At 69.3% G+C, this 16,827-nt stretch carries 13 protein-coding genes; 8 read left to right on the top strand and 5 right to left on the bottom strand.

Annotated elements, in window-relative coordinates:
• Nucleotides 1-75 precede the first annotated feature (75 nt).
• Together ACIBL3_RS22605 and ACIBL3_RS22600 are read right to left on the bottom strand one after the other, a co-directional pair.
• A complete protein-coding gene (locus ACIBL3_RS22605; RefSeq protein ID WP_396355488.1) occupies nucleotides 76-1,725 on the bottom strand; it encodes a hypothetical protein in 1,650 nt (549 codons plus the stop codon).
• Nucleotides 1,726-1,907: 182 nt separating this feature from the next.
• A complete protein-coding gene (locus tag ACIBL3_RS22600) occupies nucleotides 1,908-2,150 on the bottom strand; it encodes a hypothetical protein (RefSeq protein WP_396355487.1) in 243 nt (80 codons plus the stop codon).
• 125 nt (nucleotides 2,151-2,275) lie between these two features.
• Between ACIBL3_RS22600 and ACIBL3_RS22595 the strand changes: the two genes are divergently transcribed.
• Nucleotides 2,276-4,066 carry a sigma-54-dependent Fis family transcriptional regulator gene (locus tag ACIBL3_RS22595; protein WP_396355486.1) on the top strand — a complete coding sequence of 597 codons (1,791 nt, stop codon included), beginning with the start codon at nucleotides 2,276-2,278 and terminating at the stop codon, nucleotides 4,064-4,066.
• 8 nt (nucleotides 4,067-4,074) lie between these two features.
• Here the strand turns inward: ACIBL3_RS22595 and ACIBL3_RS22590 are convergent, their stop codons facing one another.
• Entirely contained in the window at nucleotides 4,075-7,323 is a 3,249-nt protein-coding gene (locus ACIBL3_RS22590; protein ID WP_396355485.1) for a BTAD domain-containing putative transcriptional regulator, read from the bottom strand.
• Between the two features lie 29 nt (nucleotides 7,324-7,352).
• The gene (locus tag ACIBL3_RS22585; protein WP_396355484.1) at nucleotides 7,353-7,595 is read right to left on the bottom strand and encodes a hypothetical protein; all 243 of its coding nucleotides are present in this window, start codon (nucleotides 7,593-7,595) and stop codon (nucleotides 7,353-7,355) included.
• A gap of 156 nt (nucleotides 7,596-7,751) precedes the next feature.
• Here ACIBL3_RS22585 and ACIBL3_RS22580 point away from each other — a divergent pair, with 156 nt between their 5' ends.
• From ACIBL3_RS22580 to ACIBL3_RS22555, 6 genes are all read left to right on the top strand, one after another.
• On the top strand, nucleotides 7,752-8,291 hold the full coding sequence (locus ACIBL3_RS22580; protein ID WP_396355483.1) for a hypothetical protein: 540 nt from the start codon (nucleotides 7,752-7,754) through the stop codon (nucleotides 8,289-8,291).
• On the top strand, nucleotides 8,284-9,171 hold the full coding sequence (locus ACIBL3_RS22575) for a tachylectin-related carbohydrate-binding protein (protein ID WP_396355482.1): 888 nt from the start codon (nucleotides 8,284-8,286) through the stop codon (nucleotides 9,169-9,171). Before ACIBL3_RS22580 ends, ACIBL3_RS22575 begins: the two co-directional genes overlap by 8 nt.
• A gap of 64 nt (nucleotides 9,172-9,235) precedes the next feature.
• Nucleotides 9,236-9,889 (top strand): GntR family transcriptional regulator, encoded by a 654-nt coding sequence (locus ACIBL3_RS22570; RefSeq protein ID WP_396355481.1) that lies wholly within the window; start codon nucleotides 9,236-9,238, stop codon nucleotides 9,887-9,889.
• A 36-nt stretch (nucleotides 9,890-9,925) separates the two neighbouring features.
• Entirely contained in the window at nucleotides 9,926-11,113 is a 1,188-nt protein-coding gene (locus ACIBL3_RS22565) for an amidohydrolase (protein WP_396355480.1), read from the top strand.
• A 6-nt stretch (nucleotides 11,114-11,119) separates the two neighbouring features.
• A complete protein-coding gene (locus ACIBL3_RS22560) occupies nucleotides 11,120-12,355 on the top strand; it encodes an MFS transporter (protein WP_396355479.1) in 1,236 nt (411 codons plus the stop codon).
• 120 nt (nucleotides 12,356-12,475) lie between these two features.
• Nucleotides 12,476-13,015, top strand: a complete 540-nt coding sequence (locus ACIBL3_RS22555; RefSeq protein WP_396355478.1) for a sigma-70 family RNA polymerase sigma factor — start codon at nucleotides 12,476-12,478, stop codon at nucleotides 13,013-13,015.
• Nucleotides 13,016-13,183: 168 nt separating this feature from the next.
• Here ACIBL3_RS22555 and ACIBL3_RS22550 read toward each other — a convergent pair whose 3' ends face one another.
• A complete protein-coding gene (locus tag ACIBL3_RS22550; protein WP_396355477.1) occupies nucleotides 13,184-13,843 on the bottom strand; it encodes an NUDIX hydrolase in 660 nt (219 codons plus the stop codon).
• 190 nt (nucleotides 13,844-14,033) lie between these two features.
• Between ACIBL3_RS22550 and ACIBL3_RS22545 the strand changes: the two genes are divergently transcribed.
• Nucleotides 14,034-16,784 (top strand): ATP-binding protein, encoded by a 2,751-nt coding sequence (locus ACIBL3_RS22545; protein ID WP_396355476.1) that lies wholly within the window; start codon nucleotides 14,034-14,036, stop codon nucleotides 16,782-16,784.
• Nucleotides 16,785-16,827 lie beyond the last annotated feature (43 nt).

Genomic DNA, 16,827 nt, shown 5'->3' with positions numbered 1-16,827 from the left:
CTCCTCACAGCTGCGTGGACAGGGGTGGGACCGGGAGGGCAGGCTCAGCTGCCCTCCCGCGTGGCGGTACGCCGGTCAGGCGTCGACCGGAGCTCTTCCGGCAGGCCCGCCGCGGACGTAGCGGGCCGCGAACGCCGTCCGCTCGTCGTCGGTCATCTCGTTCAGCAGCACGTTCGGGCTCTGCAGGGGCGGGCAGCGCCGCAGGTGGTCGAGCGTCCACATCTTGTCCGGGTTCAGGTCAAGGTGCGGTTGCGCGGTCATCGTCTTGCCGTCGTCACGGACGAAGCCCATGTCGGTGACCACGTCGGCCCAGTTCCAGCCGTGGTACAGCGTCTCCCACTCGCGGTGGCCGATCAGCTGGCCCATGTTCGGCGTCTGCCGGCCCTGGTACGTCGGCCGGAACGCCGTCTCGTCGGTCCACTTGCACATCTCGTGGCAGTAGGTCCGCCACTGGCCGTCGACCTTCGCCATCACCATGTCCTCGCGGACCAGGCACGGCACCATGCAGGTCCAGCAGCGGTGCGGGTACTCGTAGTCCACGTCCTCGAACACGATCGGGTTGTGCCCGTTCGGCGTCGAGAGCCGGCTGTAGTTCTCCCACCACTTGCCGTACTTGTCGTACCAGCCGGGGTACTTGTACTCGAACCACTCGAAGTCCTTGTCGGTCATCGGGTCGATCCGCCAGTAGTTCGCCAGCCAGCCGGTGGCGAAGAACTGCGCCACCTCGTGCACGTACCCCTTGTTCCAGATCTGGTTCCAGGCCTCCTCGATCAGGTCGTGCGGGATCTCGAGTCCGTACTTCTCCAGCGGCACCAGGTAGCTGCGGTAGTAGTCGTCGTAGATCCAGCGGCGCCACATCTCCGCGTAGCTCTCGCGGTCCTTGCGGCGGTCCTTGGTGCCGTACTCGATGAACGTGCCGATCGCCGCGTCGACGACGCGGTGGTTGTTCCACCAGGCGTACCGCAGGTCGCGGGCCAGCAGCTGGTGGTTGCCCTCGTCGGCGAGCGCCATCAGGAGCGTGGCGTACCCGTTGCTGATGTGCCGCGACTCGTCGGACTGCACCGAGTGGAACACGGTCGGCAGCAGGTAGTCGCCGTTCGCGGCCGCCTCGGCGGGCATCGCGACGAACAGCGTGTTGGTGAAGGCGGTCTCGGCCACGATGGTCAGGTAGATGCTCGCCGCCGTGATCGCGTCACCGGTGATGAAGCCTTCCGCGAACTGCCGGCCGATGGTCCCGCAGTAGTCGTTCTGGAAGTTGCGCAGGCTCGAGTTGAAGCCTGCTGGGTCGATGTAGTTGTTCATGTACAGGCGCTTGAGGTTCTGCTGGATCGTCGAGTGCCTGACCTCGTCGATCATCTGGATCGCCTGGCCGTTGTGCAACTCGGGGTTCGGCACCGTCCGGAACAGCAGTGGCATCGCCCGGGCCGCCGAGATCTCCGGCAGCGGGATGATGCTCAGGAACAACTTCTGCCACTCCAGCCAGCGTTCCTGCACCTGGCGGAACATGTTGCCCCGGATCGCTCCGTCCGAGGCGCCGTACACCCGGTGATCCTTCTCCTCCTGCATCGGGAAGTACGACCGCAGAACCTGCTTCAGCGGGTCCTTCTTCTGAGCCTTCTGGAACGTGTAGTCCGTCCCGTACTGGGAGACGGGCTCGTGGTACGCGGGCTCCCAGGACAGTTCCTGGATCTTCTGGTGGGCCTTGGCCACACTCTGGCGACTCATGGCTCTCCTCCCGTTGGCTATAGCCGCCGGCCTGGCCCCACCCGCCGCTCCGGCACGTCGCTGCCGGACGCGGCCATGAGGCCGCGGGCGTGGGCTCTCGAGGGCGAGCCCACGTCTTTGCTCGTGGTTGCAGTACATCGCCGCCGAGCTCGCCGGGAGGTCTCAAATTGAGACCCGCGCCGTCAGGAGTCGCCGAAGGCTGCCCTCCGGAGCTCGGCGAGCTCTGCCCGGGTGTCGTCCGAGGTCCGGGCGTCACCCTGGATGGACGGCCGGATGCCGAGCGCGACCAGCAGCGCGGCCGCCGCCTCGCCCGGGTCGCCGGTCCCCAGCACCGGATGCAGGCCGGCATCGACGAGCTGGTGGAAGACCGTGTTCACGACCGTCCACGGGTTGTACGTCTCCACGGCCGGAATGTCGTCGTCCATCCGGCACCACCTCCGCACTTCGCATGAGACGCCATTGCGGCCGATCTGGCTGTCTCAATATGAGACAGCCGGATCGCCGCCAGCCAGTAGGCTCTAGGTGGCGATGCCATCTCCCGGGAGGCCTCGTGGACGAAGTGGTACCTGAGTCAGGCGACAGCCGGCTTGCCCAGGCCCGGCTGAAGTTTCTGACGTACGACGCGTTTCCGGCCAGCGACGTACGGCGTCCGATCCTGGCCTCCTGGGTGCGTTCCCAACGGTGGAACCTGCCCGCCGACCGGATCGACCTGCCGTACGTCACCGATCCCGACCTCGACCTGCCCTTGGCCCGCAGCGCGACCCCGGTCCTGCACCGGCTCTACGAGCATCTCGCCGGCCAGCCGATCAGCGTCATCCTCACCGAGCGCAACGGGCTGGTGCTGCGCCGGCTCACCGCCGACGCCCAGCTGAGCAGGCACCTGGACCGGGTCCACCTCGCGCCGGGGTTCAGCTACTCCGAGCAGTTCGCCGGGACCAACGGCATCGGTACGGCGCTCGAGCGCGGCGGCCCCATGCACGTGTTCGGGCACGAGCACTACGCCGAGGATCTCGAGGATCTCGCGTGTGCCGGCGTACCCATCAAGCACCCGATCAGCGGCAAGATCGTCGGCGCGATCGACCTCACCTGCTGGCGCAAGGACGCCGGGTCGCTGCTGATCACCCTGGCCAAGACCACTGCGGACCAGATTCGTGCGGCCCTGCTGAGGGACAGCTCGGCCCGGGAGCAGGAGCTGCTGCAGGAGTACCTGCTGGCCGGACGCCGGTCCAGTGACATGGTGCTCGCGGTCAACGACGATCTGCTGCTGATGAACGCCAGCGCACAGCAGAAGCTCGACGGCAGCGATCAAGCGGCGGTCCTCGCCCACGCCGCCGACCGGCTGTCCCAGGCCGTCGTCAACGCGCCGTCGGTCGAGCTGCCGAGTGGGCGGCGAGTGCGCATCACCTGCCGGCGGGTGCCCGAGGGCGGACGCGAATCGGGTGTCGTCATCCAGCTGACCGAGCAGACCTCCGACCGCGGTACGGCGAGTGTCCGGGCACACCGGCCGCCACCACGCCCCGAGCTGCCGGGCATCGTCGGCCGGAGCGCGCCCTGGCTCGCGACCAGCCGGGCCGTGGACAACGCTTATCGTGCTGGGCACTGGGTCGTGCTCAGCGGCGAGGCAGGAGCAGGGAAGGTGGCGCTGGCCCGAGCGGCCCACCAGCAGAACAGCCCGGCCGGACTGTTCCAGCTGGCCGATGCCGCCGAGGCATCGGATCACTTCGCGGACGACGTCGAGGCCGAGCTGGCCGACGACACCGCCCAGGCGTTGGTGATCCGGCACGCCGAACGGCTCGGCCCGGCCCAGCGCGACGAACTGGCGGCCGCGCTGCAGAGCGGAGTCGAGCGGCGACTGTCGGCGCCGCCATGGGTTGCGCTGACGGTGACGACCGGAGGTTCCAACGAGGCGGATCTGGGCGAATTGCTGACGTTGTTCCCGATCACCGTCGACGTCCCGCCGCTGCGGCACCACATCGGTGACGTTCGGCAGTTGGTTCCGTTCTTCCTGAGCCAACTGAGCCACGGGGACCTGAGCTGTTCGCCGGACGCGATGCATCAGTTGCTGCGATCGGCCTGGCCGGGGAACACCGCTGAGCTGCATCAGGTCCTGAAGCAGGTCGTCCAGCACCGGCGCCGTACCGGCGTCATCGTGCCGGCCGACCTCCCGGCCGACCTGCAGGCGACCAGCCGCCGCAGCCTCAGCCAACTGGAGGCGCTCGAGCGGGACGCGATCATCCGCAGCCTGCTCGACAACAACGGCAACCGGCGCGAGGCCGCCCGCTCATTGGGCATGTCCCGAGCCACCATCTACCGCAAGATCCACGACTACGGCATCCGCTGACCTGACGGTCACCGGCGCGGCGGTGTCGCCGCCTGTTCCTCGAGTAGGCGGAAGCCGCAGGAGGTGGCGATCGACCTGGCCTGCTCAGCGGCCTGGTGGGCGGAGGTGGTGTCGCCGGCGGCGCTCCGTGCGGTGGCGAGTGCGATCAGTGCCTCGGCTTCGAGGTACGGGTACACGCCGCGCGCGATCGTGAGGCAGTCCTCGATCCACTCGGTGGCGGTCGGTACGTCGCCGAGCGTGAGGTAGGCCTGCGCCACGGCCGAGGCGGTCTGCGCCTGCGCCTTTCGGTCGCGGACGACGATCGCGAGGTGGTGTGCTCGCAGTGCCGCCTGCAGAGCCGCGGGCCCGTCTCCACACTGGGCGTAGTACCTCGCCAACTCGTCGAGCGTGGACAGCTCGCCGCGGAGGTACGAGCGATGCTCGTAAGCATTCAGTACGTCGTTGAGCAGCTCGGCCGCACGCTCGGTCGCACCCAACTGCCGCAGCGCGCTCGCCAGGTTGCCGCGGATGGTGAGCGCCGACATCTCGCGGCCGGACTCGCTGATCCGGAGCGCGGCAGTGAACAGGTCTGCGGACTCCTGCAACTGCCCCTGGTAGAGGCGCGTCATCCCGAGACCGTTGAGGGCGATGGCGCGCACGTGGCCGTTCGCCTCGTCCTCGGACAGCGCCAGGGCACGGTGCATCCAGTGTTCGGCCTCGACGAGCTTGCCCCGCTCTTGCTGAAGCCATGCGACCTGGTGCGCCAGGTACGCGGCGCCTGTCGTCCAGCCGACCGCCACCGCGAGGGCGTGACCCGCGAGGCAGTCGGGCAGTGCGTCCTCCTCGCGTCCGATCGCGCCGTACGCCTGGCCGCGGTTGATCAGCATCGCGGCTTGCGCGGTGCGGTCACCAGCGGTGATCGCGGCGGCCAATCCCGCTTGCGCAGCGGTTAGCCAGCCGTCGGCATCCCGGCGAATCAGGAAGTACCCCCGGAGCTGGTCGGCGATCCGCCACGACAACCCCTGGTCGTTCGGGTACGCCGGATCGGTCACGACCGCCAGCAAGGCGGGGAGCTCGTCGTCGAGCCATTCGAGGGCGGCGGACTCCGAGCTGAAGAAGCCGGCCGGTTCGGGATGGGTGTCGAGCCGCACGAGGTGGGGAGAGACCCAGTCCACCGCGGCGCTCACGGCTTCGCCGTACCAGGAATGCAGTCGAGTCCGTGCGGCCTCCACCTCGGGGTCCTCGGCGAGGAGGCGCCGCGAGTAGAGGCCGAGCAGGTCGTGGAAGCGGTAGCGGTTCTTCGCCTGCTGCAGCAGCATGTTTGCTTCGAGGAGATCCTCGAGGATTCGTTCCGCCGCGGCGGCCGGCATCGCGAGGAGGATGCCGGTGCTGTCGGCGCTGAAATCGTCGCCCGGGTGCAGGCTGCACAGCCGGAAGGCGCGCTGGGCCTCGAAACTCAGGTCGGCGTAGCTGAGTTGGAAGCTGTTGAGCACGCTGGCTTCGCCGAGGCTGAGCTCGGTCAGCCGCCGGTTGTCGTCGTCCAGGCGGCGGGCCAGGTCGGCGACGGTCCACCCTCGCCGGGTGGCGAGCCGGGAGCCTGCGATGCGGAGCGCGAGCGGCAGTCGGCCGCAGGCTTCCGCTAGCGCGGTCACCCCGTCGGGGTCCGCATCGATCCGATGGGTTGTTGCGATGGAGGTGATCAGCCGGATGGCGTCGTGCTGGGGGAGTGGCTCGAGGTTCACCACGCCTGCCGCGGTGAGGTCAGGCAGTCGGCGGCGGCTGGTCACGATCACGTCGCTGCTGCCGGCTCCCGGCAGCAGCGGCCGAACTTGGGCCGCGCCCTGCGCGTTGTCGAGCAGCACCAGCATCCGGCGGTCGGCGAGCTCGCTGCGGAGCATTGCGGAGGCTTCGGCTTCGTCGGTGCCGATCTGTCGGCCGGGTACGCCGAGGGCGCGCAGGAACCGGCCGAGCACTTGGACCGGGGCTGGCGTCGTCGTGTCGCTGCCGCCCAGGTCGGCGTACAGCTGCCCGTCCGGATACTCCGCACGGAGGCTGTGGGCGGCGGTCAGGGCCAAGGCGGTCTTGCCGACCCCGGCGATTCCGTTGATCAGGACAACTCGGGAGGACAGCGCCGCGGCTCCGCTGAGCGCCGTACGGATCGTCGCGAGCTCGGGTGCGCGGCCGACGAAGTCTGGTGGTGCGGACGGGGCCTGTTGGATGACCGATCGCGGCGTCGGCTGGGCCGGAGTCCCGTTCTGCTGCCGGAGTACGTCGAGATGGACGGCCCGGAGCCGCTCGCCCGGGTCGATGCCGAGTTGTTCGGCGAGCGCGGACCTGATCCGGTCGTAGGCCGCCAGGGCCTCGGCCTGCCGGTCCGCCGCCGCCAAAGTCTTGATCAGCTCGACGTGCAGCGGCTCGTCGAGCTGGTGGTGCGCGGCGAGGGTTCGCAGTGGCTCCAGGGCCCGTTCCGGATCGCCGAGATCACGCGCCAGGGTCGCGAGAGTCCTGGCAGCGGCCGTGCATTCGTTGATGACGGCAACATAGACGGGGCTGGTCGCCACCGACTCCACGTCGGTCTCGCCACGCCACAGCGCCACGGCGTCGGACAGCTTGGCGAACGCCTCGTCCGGCTCGGCGCGCGCTGCTTGGGTGGTGAGGTCGCGAAAGGTCAGCAGGTCGAGTTCGCTCAGCGTCAGCCGGTAGCCGGTAGTGCCGCCGTCGACCGCGGAGTGGGTCTGCCCGTCGGCATGCAGCAGCCTTCGCAACCTTGCGATCCGGGTGTGCAGCAGGTTCGCCGCGTTCCCTGGTACGGCGCGTGGCCAGAGGACGTCGATGAGCTCGTCCTGACTGACCGTCGTACCCGCGGCGAGCGCGAGCCGAGCCAGCAAAGTGCGCTGCGGACCGGAGGTGACGGTCACCGGGACATCTCCGTGCCAGACCTGGAGAGGCCCGAGGACAGCGACGCGCACGGGCCCTCCGCCGTCCGAGGTCGCACCGGTGACGGATCGGGTCGCCACTGCCGCGGCATGCAGCTGCACGGCATCGCGTCGATTGAGCGCGAGCGCGGTCGCGATGGCCTCGATCGACTCTCGCTTCGGGCTTCGGGTCCGGCCCTGTTCCAGGTCGCGAATGGCGCCCGCACTGAGTCCGGCCTGCTCGGCGAGCTGCCGTTGTGTCATCCCGCCGTCCTGGCGGAGCGCCCGCAGCAACTCACCGAAGGCGGGATCCGGCTTCCGGGCACGCCAGGAGCCGACTGGATCCCGCGGCCTCCCGGTCACGGAGAGCATCCTACGTTACTCCGAGTAGCTCAGCGGGGTGTGATGCCGTAGTGCCGGCGCTCGTCCTTGGTGGCCGCCTCGACCACGACCTGACCACGCTGCCAGCCGCCGCCGAAACTGAAGTTGCAGTCCCATTCGGAGGAGGCCACGCCGGGTACCGACAGCGCAGCCGCGGTGAAGGCCTCCTCGCACTTCGCGACCTTGCCTCCCGAGCACGCCGTGACGGGCAGCACAGCCAATGCCAGCACCACGACAGTGGGCAACCACCGCATGTGTTCGATCACTCCCTCGACCCGGTGCCCCCGGCAACGATGCTACGGGTCGCGGGGCGACGTCGGTCTGCCCGTACTCGGCCCGTACTCCCGGTGAGCCTGCCGACTCCCTGGAAGGCGGGTTGCCCGGCCTTGTGGATCGGTACGGTCGCCGTCGTGAATCGTCATGTGGATCTGGTGACCGTGCTGGGGGAGCAGGTCGCCAAGCGAGTCGAGCCGTTCGGGAACGGGGAGCGGTATGTGCGCGCGGGCCAGTGGCCGCAGGCGCTGGCCTGGCTGGTGGACCTCGGGATGATCGTCCTGGGCGTCGGGGTGGGGTTCGTTGCCCTCGCGTTGGTCGACGTCCAGGTGGACCTCACCAACGGGGCGTTGACGCTCGCCCTGCTCGGTCTCCTGGTCGGAGCTCCGCTTGGGTACGGCTTGTTCTTCGGCAACGGCCGGGCCTTGGGCGGTGTCGTGGCCGGTACGCAGGTCGTCCGGCTGAAGGACGGCGGCCGGCTGGGCTTCTCGGCGCCGTGGGCGATGTTGGTGCGGATCCAGTTGCTCCCGCTCCTGATCATCGGCGTGCTGGTCGGCTCACTCGCCGGCGGCGGCGGATCACCGCCCGGGTCCCTGGTCAGGGGCAGCTTGGACGTAGACGCCACTCGACGGCTTCGCGAATTCGAACTCTATTGGAGGAACCTTTCTGATGCGTAAATCCATGGTGGCTGCGGTTGCGGCTGCGGCGTTGGCTGTCTCCGCGGCCGGGATCGTCGTGGCGGCTCGGCCGACGGCTGCGGCGCTCGGCGACGTACCGGCGGACTGCAGTGTTTCCACGGCGGCGTACCGCGCCGATGGGCAGCGGCTGACCTACGTGTACTCCGGCGGGACGACCAGCACCCGGGAGTACGCCAACGACAACCTGGGCTGGGTGCCGACGGCGCATCAGCAGCTCGGCGGCAGTGGCGACGACACCACCTTCCGCAGCACTGAGTACGCCGCTCGCGCGGGCTCGGACCGGCTGTTCAAGGTGACGCGAGAGGGCCACCTGATCGACGGATCGTGGCGAATCATGGCGATGAGTGCCAGCCACATCGGGGTTGGGTACGCCGGGACCCGGATCCTCGCGTCGGCGTCGCCGTACCTCTATCACGTGGCGGGCACCTCGCTCTACCGATCCACTGAGAGCTACGTGGACGGCGTGCTGACGCTTTCGGCGCCGGTGAAGCTGGCCGGCAAGGGCTGGGACTCGGTCAACACGCTGACCTACGAGCGCAGCGGCGGGACCGGTGCCGCGGCGGTCGACGTGCTGATCGGCACGAAGACCAACGGTGAGCTCAAGGAGTGGCGGATCAACCGGGCCACCCCGACGACGATCAGCTCGAAGGTACTGCGGAGCAGCGGTTGGGGATCCTTCACCAGCCTCAGCACCGGCTACTGCGACGCACACCCCAAGGGCAGGCCGCTGCTCGGAATCACCGCCGACGGGCGGGCCTCGGTGCACTTCGATGCCCTGAAGACCGACGGTGTCGGCACCGACATCAAGGGCGGCTCGCTCGGTTCCCTAGGCTGGACCGCGAAAGCCTACGGCCAGTAGTACGCCGGCGTCGTCCGGCATACTGGAATCGGTATACCAATGAGCCGGCGAGACGGGAAGCGGCATGGGGCAGAGCGGTGGCTTCGAGTCCGAGGCGGACCGGGTCACGCAGCGGTTGCGTGACGAGATCCTCGATGGGGAGCGTGGCCCAGGCGAACGATTGGTCGAGCGCGACTTGGCCGACAGCCTGGGCGTCAGCCGGGTGCCGGTGCGGGAGGCACTCAAGACGCTCGTCACCGAGGGGCTCGTCACGCTGCGGCCGCGGTCGTGGGCGGTGGTCCGGGAATTCACCGATTCCGACATCGCCGATCTGAGCGAGGTGCGGGCCGCGTTCGAGCCGCTGGCCTTCCGGTTGGCCGCCGAGCGGCGGACTCGTGCGGGTCTGGATCGGCTCAAGCGTGCGGTGGATCAGCAAGTGGAGGCGGCGCGGGCGAACGATTCGGTGCGGGCCCGGCGTGCCGCGGCCGACTTCCACGAGATCGTGACCGAGTTGGCCTCGAACGACCTGCTGGTCGAGATCGAGCGCCCGCTGCGAAGCCGGATGCGCTGGCTGCTGACCCAGCACGACGACCTCGCCGCGGTCGCGGAGCAGCACCGGGGTCTGTACGACGCCATCGCCAACCGTGACGTGGACGAGGTCGAGCGGCTGGTCAGGGAGCACGTGGCCACCTCGCATGACCTCCGGCGAAGCCGTCTGCTGCACGCCGACAAGACATAGGCTCGCACACCTTCAGGTTTGGTATACCATTTCGGCATGACCACGCTGCTGCTTGCCAACGTCCGCCCGTGGGGTGGCGATCCGGTCGATCTGCACATCGCCGACGGGGTGATCACGGGGATGGTGCCGACCGGCAGTGAAGGTCCCCAGGTGGAGCGCGTCGACGGTCGCGGTCTGCTCGCGCTGCCCGGCTTCGTCAACGCCCACGCGCATGTGGACAAGAGTTGGTGGGGTCAGCCCTGGGTCTCGTACGGCGGCGAGCCCACGACTCAGGGCCGGATCGCGCATGAACGGGCGGAGCGGGCGAAGTACGGCATCCCGAGCACCGCCGGCGCCACCGCGGTGCTGCGGGAGTTCCTGAGGCACGGCACGACGGCGACCCGCACCCACGTCGACGTCGACCTAGGGGTCGGCCTTCGGGGCATCGAGCGCGTTCGCGAAGCCGCTGCGGCCCTCGACCACGCCGTCGCGGTGGAGATCGTGGCCTTCCCGCAGGACGGCGTACTCCGGCGACCCGGCGTCATCGACCTCCTCGACCGGGCGGCTTCCGAGGGCGCCACCAGCATCGGCGGTCTCGACCCCGCGTCCATCGACCGCGATCCGGTCGGTCAATTGGACGCCTTGTTCGCCGTCGCCGAGCGGCGCGGTGTCGGGATCGACATCCACCTGCACGACGGCGGTGAGCTCGGTGCCTTCCAGTACGAGCTGATCATCGAACGGACCCGCGCCACCGGGCTGGTCGGCAAGGTGAACGTGTCGCACGGATTCGCTCTGGGCGAGCTGTCACCGGCCCGTCAGGATCAGCTGGTCGAACAGCTCGGCGAGGCCGGCATCTCGTGGACGACGGTCGCGCCCGTCCGGTCCGCGCCGCTTCCGTGGTGTGCCATGCGGGAGGCGGGCGTCGCGATTGGTCTTGGTACGGACGGCATCCGTGACCTGTGGTCGCCGTACGGCGATGGTGATCTGTTGCGGGTCGCCCTCGGGTTCGCTCGGCTGCACGGTCTGCGCACGGATGAGGAACTCGAGTACGCCGTCCAGCTCGCAACCACCGGAGGCGCGAGGTTCGTCCACCACGATGGAGACGTGTTGGTGCCCGGTGCGCGGGCGGACGTCGTACTGATCGATGCGCAGAACGCGCCCGACGCGTTGGTCCGGGCGCCGCGGCGTGAGTTGGTGGTGGCCGGCGGCCGGATCGTCGTCCGCGACGGCGATCTCGTCGGCTGAACCACATTGCTCACGACCAATCGCGCGCCTGTCGTGCAGGCGCTGGGATCCTTGCGCGACAACCGGCCGTTCCGGCTGCTGTGGCTCTCGAACCTGTTCTTCTTCGGCGGCGTGTGGACCCAGACGCTGGTGCTCGGCTGGCTTGCGTACGAGACCACTCGGTCCGATCTGCTGGTGGCGGTGTTCGCCGCGGTACGACTCGCGCCCTTGCTGCTGGGGCCGTTCGCCGGTGCGGTTGCCGATCGCCACAACCGGGTGCGCCTGCTGCTCATCGCGTGCTCGTGGGCGCTCGTCTCGGCCGGCGTGGTCGCTGCGCTGACGTCGCTGGACAAAGCGCCGTACTGGATCCTGCTGGTCGGTGGACTGGCGGTCGGTCTTGCGCAGTCGCCGTCGCAACCGGCTCGCGCCTCGTTGGTTCTCGACCTGGTCGGACGGCAGAACCTCAGCAACGCCAACGCCCTGAACTCGCTGGCGATGAACATGACCCAGGTCATCGGCCCGGCGGTCGGCGGCCTGATGATCAGCGGGCTCGGGGCACCGGCGGCACTGTGGATCTCCACCGTGTGGTACGGCGTCTCTCTCGTCACGCTGATGCCCTTGCGCGGTCTCGGGCACGTGAGTCATGCGCATGCCGAGTCGGCCGTCCGGATGGTCGTCGGTGGGTTACGCGAGATCGTCCGGAGCCGCCTCGCCAGATCGGTCCTGCTGGTCACGCTGGCGGCGAACATCTTCCTGTGGCCGATCTACCAAGCGTTCATGCCGGTCTTCGCGCAGGAGTCGCTCGGGCTCGACGCCGCTGGGCTCGGCTGGTTGCTGACGTGCGGGGGAGTCGGCGGGCTGCTCGGGTCGATCGTTATCGCGGGGCTGGGCGACTTCCGCTGGAAGGGAGCGATGTTCCTCGTCGGCACGGCGTGCTGGGGCGCGCTCTGGTCCCTGTTCGCGCTGTCGAGGAACCCGGCGACGTCGTTCGTCCTGATGGGCGGGATCGGCGTGATGAGCGCGGCATTCGGCGTACTGCAGACCACCCTGCTCCTGATGACCACCGAACCCCACCTCCACGGCCGCGCCCTCGGCGTCCAGGAACTGGCCATCGGCATCATGCCCCTCTCATCCCTTGCCCTAGGCACCCTCGCCGACCACTACGGCGTAGCTCCCACCACCTTCACCAGCGCCCTCCTCCTGGTAACCACCACCGCCGCCCTCGCGGCCCACACCCCCAAACTCCTCCACTACGGCACCTGACTTCGTCGTTCTCGGTTGGATCGACTGGGGGATCGGCCAGGGCGTTCCACAGGCGCGACCGAGCCGGCCGCGGCGTGACTGTGGAGGCCTACCAAGTACCTCGGCAGAAGGGCGTGCTGCATGAACGTACTGATGTCTTCGGAGGCGGGAGACGACTGGGACGCCTGGGTGCGGACCTACTTCGCGCGGGTCTACCGTCGTGCGTACCGCCTCACGGGCAACAGGCAGGATGCGGAAGACCTGGCGCAGGACGTCTTCGTCCGGGTGTTTCGCTACGTTTCGGCGCCTACGCCGGCCCTGCTGCACGTGATCACCACGAACCTGTTCATCGACCGGCTGCGGGGCAAGCATCGGATCAGGTGGGACCAGCTCGCCGACAACAACGACGAGATGCTGGCGAGTCGCGAACCTCCACCGGCCCAGATTGTCGAGGACCGCATCATCGCGAACGACGTGGCCGCGGCGCTGAAGGGCCTGCCCCCCGAGTACCGGATCGCTGTCGTGCTCCGCGACATCGAGGGTCTGTCCTACCGAGAGATCGCCGCAACGCTCGGCCTCAAGCTCGGGACCGTGCAAAGTCGCATCTACCGCGGGCGCGCCGGGCTGCGGCATGCGCTCCCACACCGCGCACCTCGTCATGCCGGACGTCATGCGGCCTGATGCCGGAGCGGAGGACTCCTTGTCGGAAGTGTCTTGGTGCTCCACGCTCATCCCGGACGGCGCCCAACCGCGCGCGTGAAACTCCCCGGTGGAACGCCGGGCTAGAGGCCGTCCGCGCCACGGCCGCGCGACAGAGGTGTGCTGATTGGCACTGCTAGGCCGTGTGCGTCAGCCGACGAATGGGCTCTCGTCGTCTGTACGGCGTTGATGGACGTCGTCGACGACTCGGGTGTCCCACGGGCGTTCCCAGCCGCCGAGGGCCAGCAGCCGGTCGACGACCTCGGCGGTCATGCCCCAGATCAGCCTGCCCCTGATCGCGAACGCAGGCAGGATGATTCCATTCGGCCGGTGCAGCATCAGCCGGCCGGCCGGATCAGCCAGCTCCTCGACGCTGATCCGCTCGACCGCCTCGACCTCGCCTCGATCAACCGGGGCCACCGGGTGTGGACGTTTCCACCAGGCAAGGACTGGAACCACCCGGAATCGGGTGGGTGGGATGAAGAGCTCGGGCAGGGTGCCGACGACATCGACGTCCGTGGGGTGGATACCGACTTCCTCCGCGGTTTCCCGCAGCGCAGCCGCGACCGGGTCGGCATCCGTGGCGTCGATGACCCCGCCCGGGAACGCTGCCTGGCCTGCATGAAGCCGCAAGTGCTCGCTTCGCCGGATGAACAGCAGGTCCGGTCCGTGCGGTCCCTCCGCGAACAACACGAGCACAGCTGAACGTCTGCCACCGCCGGCAGGCGGCACGAGTGCCGGAGACGGTTGTATCGACGCGACTGCATCGGCGAGGTCGCGCAGCCACGGCGGGACAGGTCGGACATCCACGGTCACTGCCTCCTCGCCTGCCGACCTCCGCCACCCAGCATGCGCCGTAGGGATCTGGATTGCCAGCGCGTGAAGACCCACCTGACAGTGCGGCGGTACTGTGATTCGATGCCGTCAACCGCAGCGGAAGGCACCGGCTGAATTGGTCACGGGGCCAGGCAGTTCCCACCGACACCGAGACCCCGCGACGTTGCGGGGCCGGACGAGTGAGCTGCGCGTACTGACCCAGTTGGTCGAGGACATCCGGGCCGGCGACAGCCGGGTACTCGTGGTCCGCGGTGAGCCGGGCGTGGGAAAGACCGCGCTGCTCGAGTGCCTGGCCACGCAAGCGCCGGGCTGCCAGGTGGCCCGCGCGGTGGGCGTGCAGTCGGAGATGGAGCTTGCCTTCGCGGGTCTGCATCAGCTGTGCGCGCCGATGCTGAGCGGGCTGGTTCGACTGCCCACGCCCCAGCGAGTGGCGCTGCAGACCGCGTTCGGGGTGAGCGCCGGACCGCCGCCGGACCGGTTCCTGGTGGGGCTGGCCGTCCTGAGTTTGCTGTCGGAGGTTGCCGAGGACCAGCCGCTGCTCTGCCTGGTGGATGACCACCAATGGCTGGACAGCGCCTCGGCGCAGGCGTTGGAGTTCGCGGCCCGGCGGCTCGCGGCGGATTCGGTCGGCCTGGTGTTCGCCACCCGTGATCCCGGCGACGAGCTGGCGGCCTTTCCCAGCCTGGCCGTCGAGGGGCTGCCGGCGAGCGACGCGCGGGCCTTGCTGGACTCGGTCCTGGCAGGGCCGCTCGATGACCGGGTCCGGGATGGGATCCTCGCCGAGACGCGGGGGAACCCGCTGGCCCTGCTCGAACTACCCCGGGGCCTGACACCCGCGGAACTGGCGGGTGGCTTCGGACTGCCGGGTGTACGGCGGCTGTCGGGCCGGATCGAGGAGAGTTTCCGCCGCCAGATCGAGGCGTTGCCGGACCAGACCCAACGGCTGCTGCGGTTGGCAGCGACCGACTCGTCCGGCGACCCGTTGCTGTTGTGGCGTGCCGCCGAGCAGCTCGGGATTCCGATCCATGCCGGAGCTCCTGCGGTCGAGGCGGAGTTGATCGACTTCGGCGCTCAGGTTCGGTTCTGGCATCCGCTCGTACGATCGGCGGCGTACCGATCAGCCTCGATCCAGGAGCGGCATGAGGCGCACCGCACGCTTGCCGCGGTCACGGATCCGGAGCTCGATCCCGACCGCCGAGCCTGGCACCTGGCCCAGGCGGCAACCAGTCCGGACGCGGCGGTAGCCGACGAACTGGAGCGCTCGGCGGGCCGGGCGCAGGCCCGTGGCGGCCTGGCCGCGGCGGCTGCGTTCCTGGAGCGCGCGGCGATGCTGACGCCCGACTCGGTCGGCCGAATGCAGCGGTTGCTCGCGGCTGCGCGGGCCAAGTCCGACGCTGGAGCCCTGGACGCGGCCCAGGGACTGCTACGCGCAGTCGAGGCCGGCACGGTTGATGGACGGCACACAGCTGAGGTCGAACTGCTGCGCGGTCAGATCGCGTTGGACCAGCGGCGTGGCGGCGATGCCCACCGACTGCTTCTGAGCGCGGCCAGACGCATCCAGACAGTGAGCATCGACCGGGCGCGCGCGGCGTACCTGGACGCCCTCGTGGCAGCGATCTGGGCCAGTGACCTCGGCAGCCCGAAGGTGCGAGAAGCGGCAGAGGCTGCCCGGAGCGCACCGCCTGGACCCGCGCCGCCGCGAGTGCTCGACGTCTTGCTTGACGCCGTCGCGCTGCGTGTGACCGACGGCTACGCGGCAGCCGCCCCGGAACTGACGCGGGCACTCGACATGGCGCTGACCCTCGACGTCGGCCGTGGTGAGTACGAGCGGTGGCTCCGGCTGGCCGGGGGAAGGATCGGCCAAGTCATAGCCATGGAGGTCTGGGACTACGAGTCCTGGCACGCGTTGGCAGCCGCCCAGGTCCAGTACTCCCGGAGCACGGGCGCGCTCATGCACTTGGCGTTCGCGCTCAACTACCTGGCCCGGTCCCACCTGCTGGCCGGCAATCTGCTCACGGCCGAGCGCCTGATCGACGAGGATCACCTGATCGCGGAGGCCACCGGGAACCCGCCGATCGCGGACACCGCGATGATGCTCGCGGCGTGGCGGGGGCAGGAGCGCGAGGCCTCCAGTCTGATCGATGCGACCTCGCGTGAGGCGGCGGCGAAGGGCGCGGATCGACTGGTCAGCCTCGCGGCGTACGCGAGTGCGGTGCTAGACAACGGCTTCGGGCGGAGCGCCGAGGCGTACACAGCCGCTCGGCGGGCGTTCGAGAGCGAACCGATGGGCTACGGGTCTCACATCGTGCCCGAGCTGGCCGAGGCTGCGGCCAGGACCGGCAACACGCAGGACCTGACGACCACTCTGGAGTGGCTGACCGAACGCACCCGCGCCACGCCGAGCGACTGGGTGCAGGGCATCGAGGCCCGGGTCCGCGCCTTCCTGAGCGACGGAGACTCGGCCGAACAGTGCTATCGCGAGTCGATCGAGCGGCTGAGCAGGACGCGGGTCAGGACCCAATTGGCGCGTGCCCATCTGCTGTACGGCGAGTGGTTGCGCCGCGAGAACCGGCGAGGCGATGCGCGCGAGCAGCTGCGCACCGCGCACGAGATGCTGCAGGTGATGGGCGCCGCGGCTTTCGCCGAGCGAGCCCGGATCGAGTTGCTCGCCACCGGGCAGACAGTACGCAAACGAGTCGACGAGACGGACCATGCGCTGACCGCCCAGGAGTTCCAGGTGGCGCGGCTGGCCAGTGACGGCCTGTCCAACCCGGAGATCGGCGCCCGGCTGTTCATCAGCTCGCGGACGGTCCAGTACCACCTGCGCAAGGTGTTCACCAAGCTCGACATCAGCTCCCGGACCCAGCTCCACCGAGCGCTTCCGAGCGATCCCGACCCGGTCCTGCCGCGCTAGTTCCGCCGCCGGCCAGTCGGCACTGGCCAGTCCGACTGTGCAG

It is taken from the genome of Kribbella sp. NPDC050124, assembly GCF_044460355.1.
GTDB lineage: Bacteria > Actinomycetota > Actinomycetes > Propionibacteriales > Kribbellaceae > Kribbella.
This window is presented reverse-complemented; position numbering and strand designations above follow the sequence as displayed.

Coding starts and splice junctions, on each gene's coding strand:
- ACIBL3_RS22555 (WP_396355478.1), top strand. CDS start 12,476: ATGAACGTACTGATGTCTTCGGAGGCGGGAGACGACTGGGACGCCTGG.
- ACIBL3_RS22570 (WP_396355481.1), top strand. CDS start 9,236: ATGGGGCAGAGCGGTGGCTTCGAGTCCGAGGCGGACCGGGTCACGCAG.
- ACIBL3_RS22565 (WP_396355480.1), top strand. CDS start 9,926: ATGACCACGCTGCTGCTTGCCAACGTCCGCCCGTGGGGTGGCGATCCG.
- ACIBL3_RS22585 (WP_396355484.1), bottom strand. CDS start 7,595: ATGCGGTGGTTGCCCACTGTCGTGGTGCTGGCATTGGCTGTGCTGCCC.
- ACIBL3_RS22600 (WP_396355487.1), bottom strand. CDS start 2,150: ATGGACGACGACATTCCGGCCGTGGAGACGTACAACCCGTGGACGGTC.
- ACIBL3_RS22605 (WP_396355488.1), bottom strand. CDS start 1,725: ATGAGTCGCCAGAGTGTGGCCAAGGCCCACCAGAAGATCCAGGAACTG.
- ACIBL3_RS22575 (WP_396355482.1), top strand. CDS start 8,284: ATGCGTAAATCCATGGTGGCTGCGGTTGCGGCTGCGGCGTTGGCTGTC.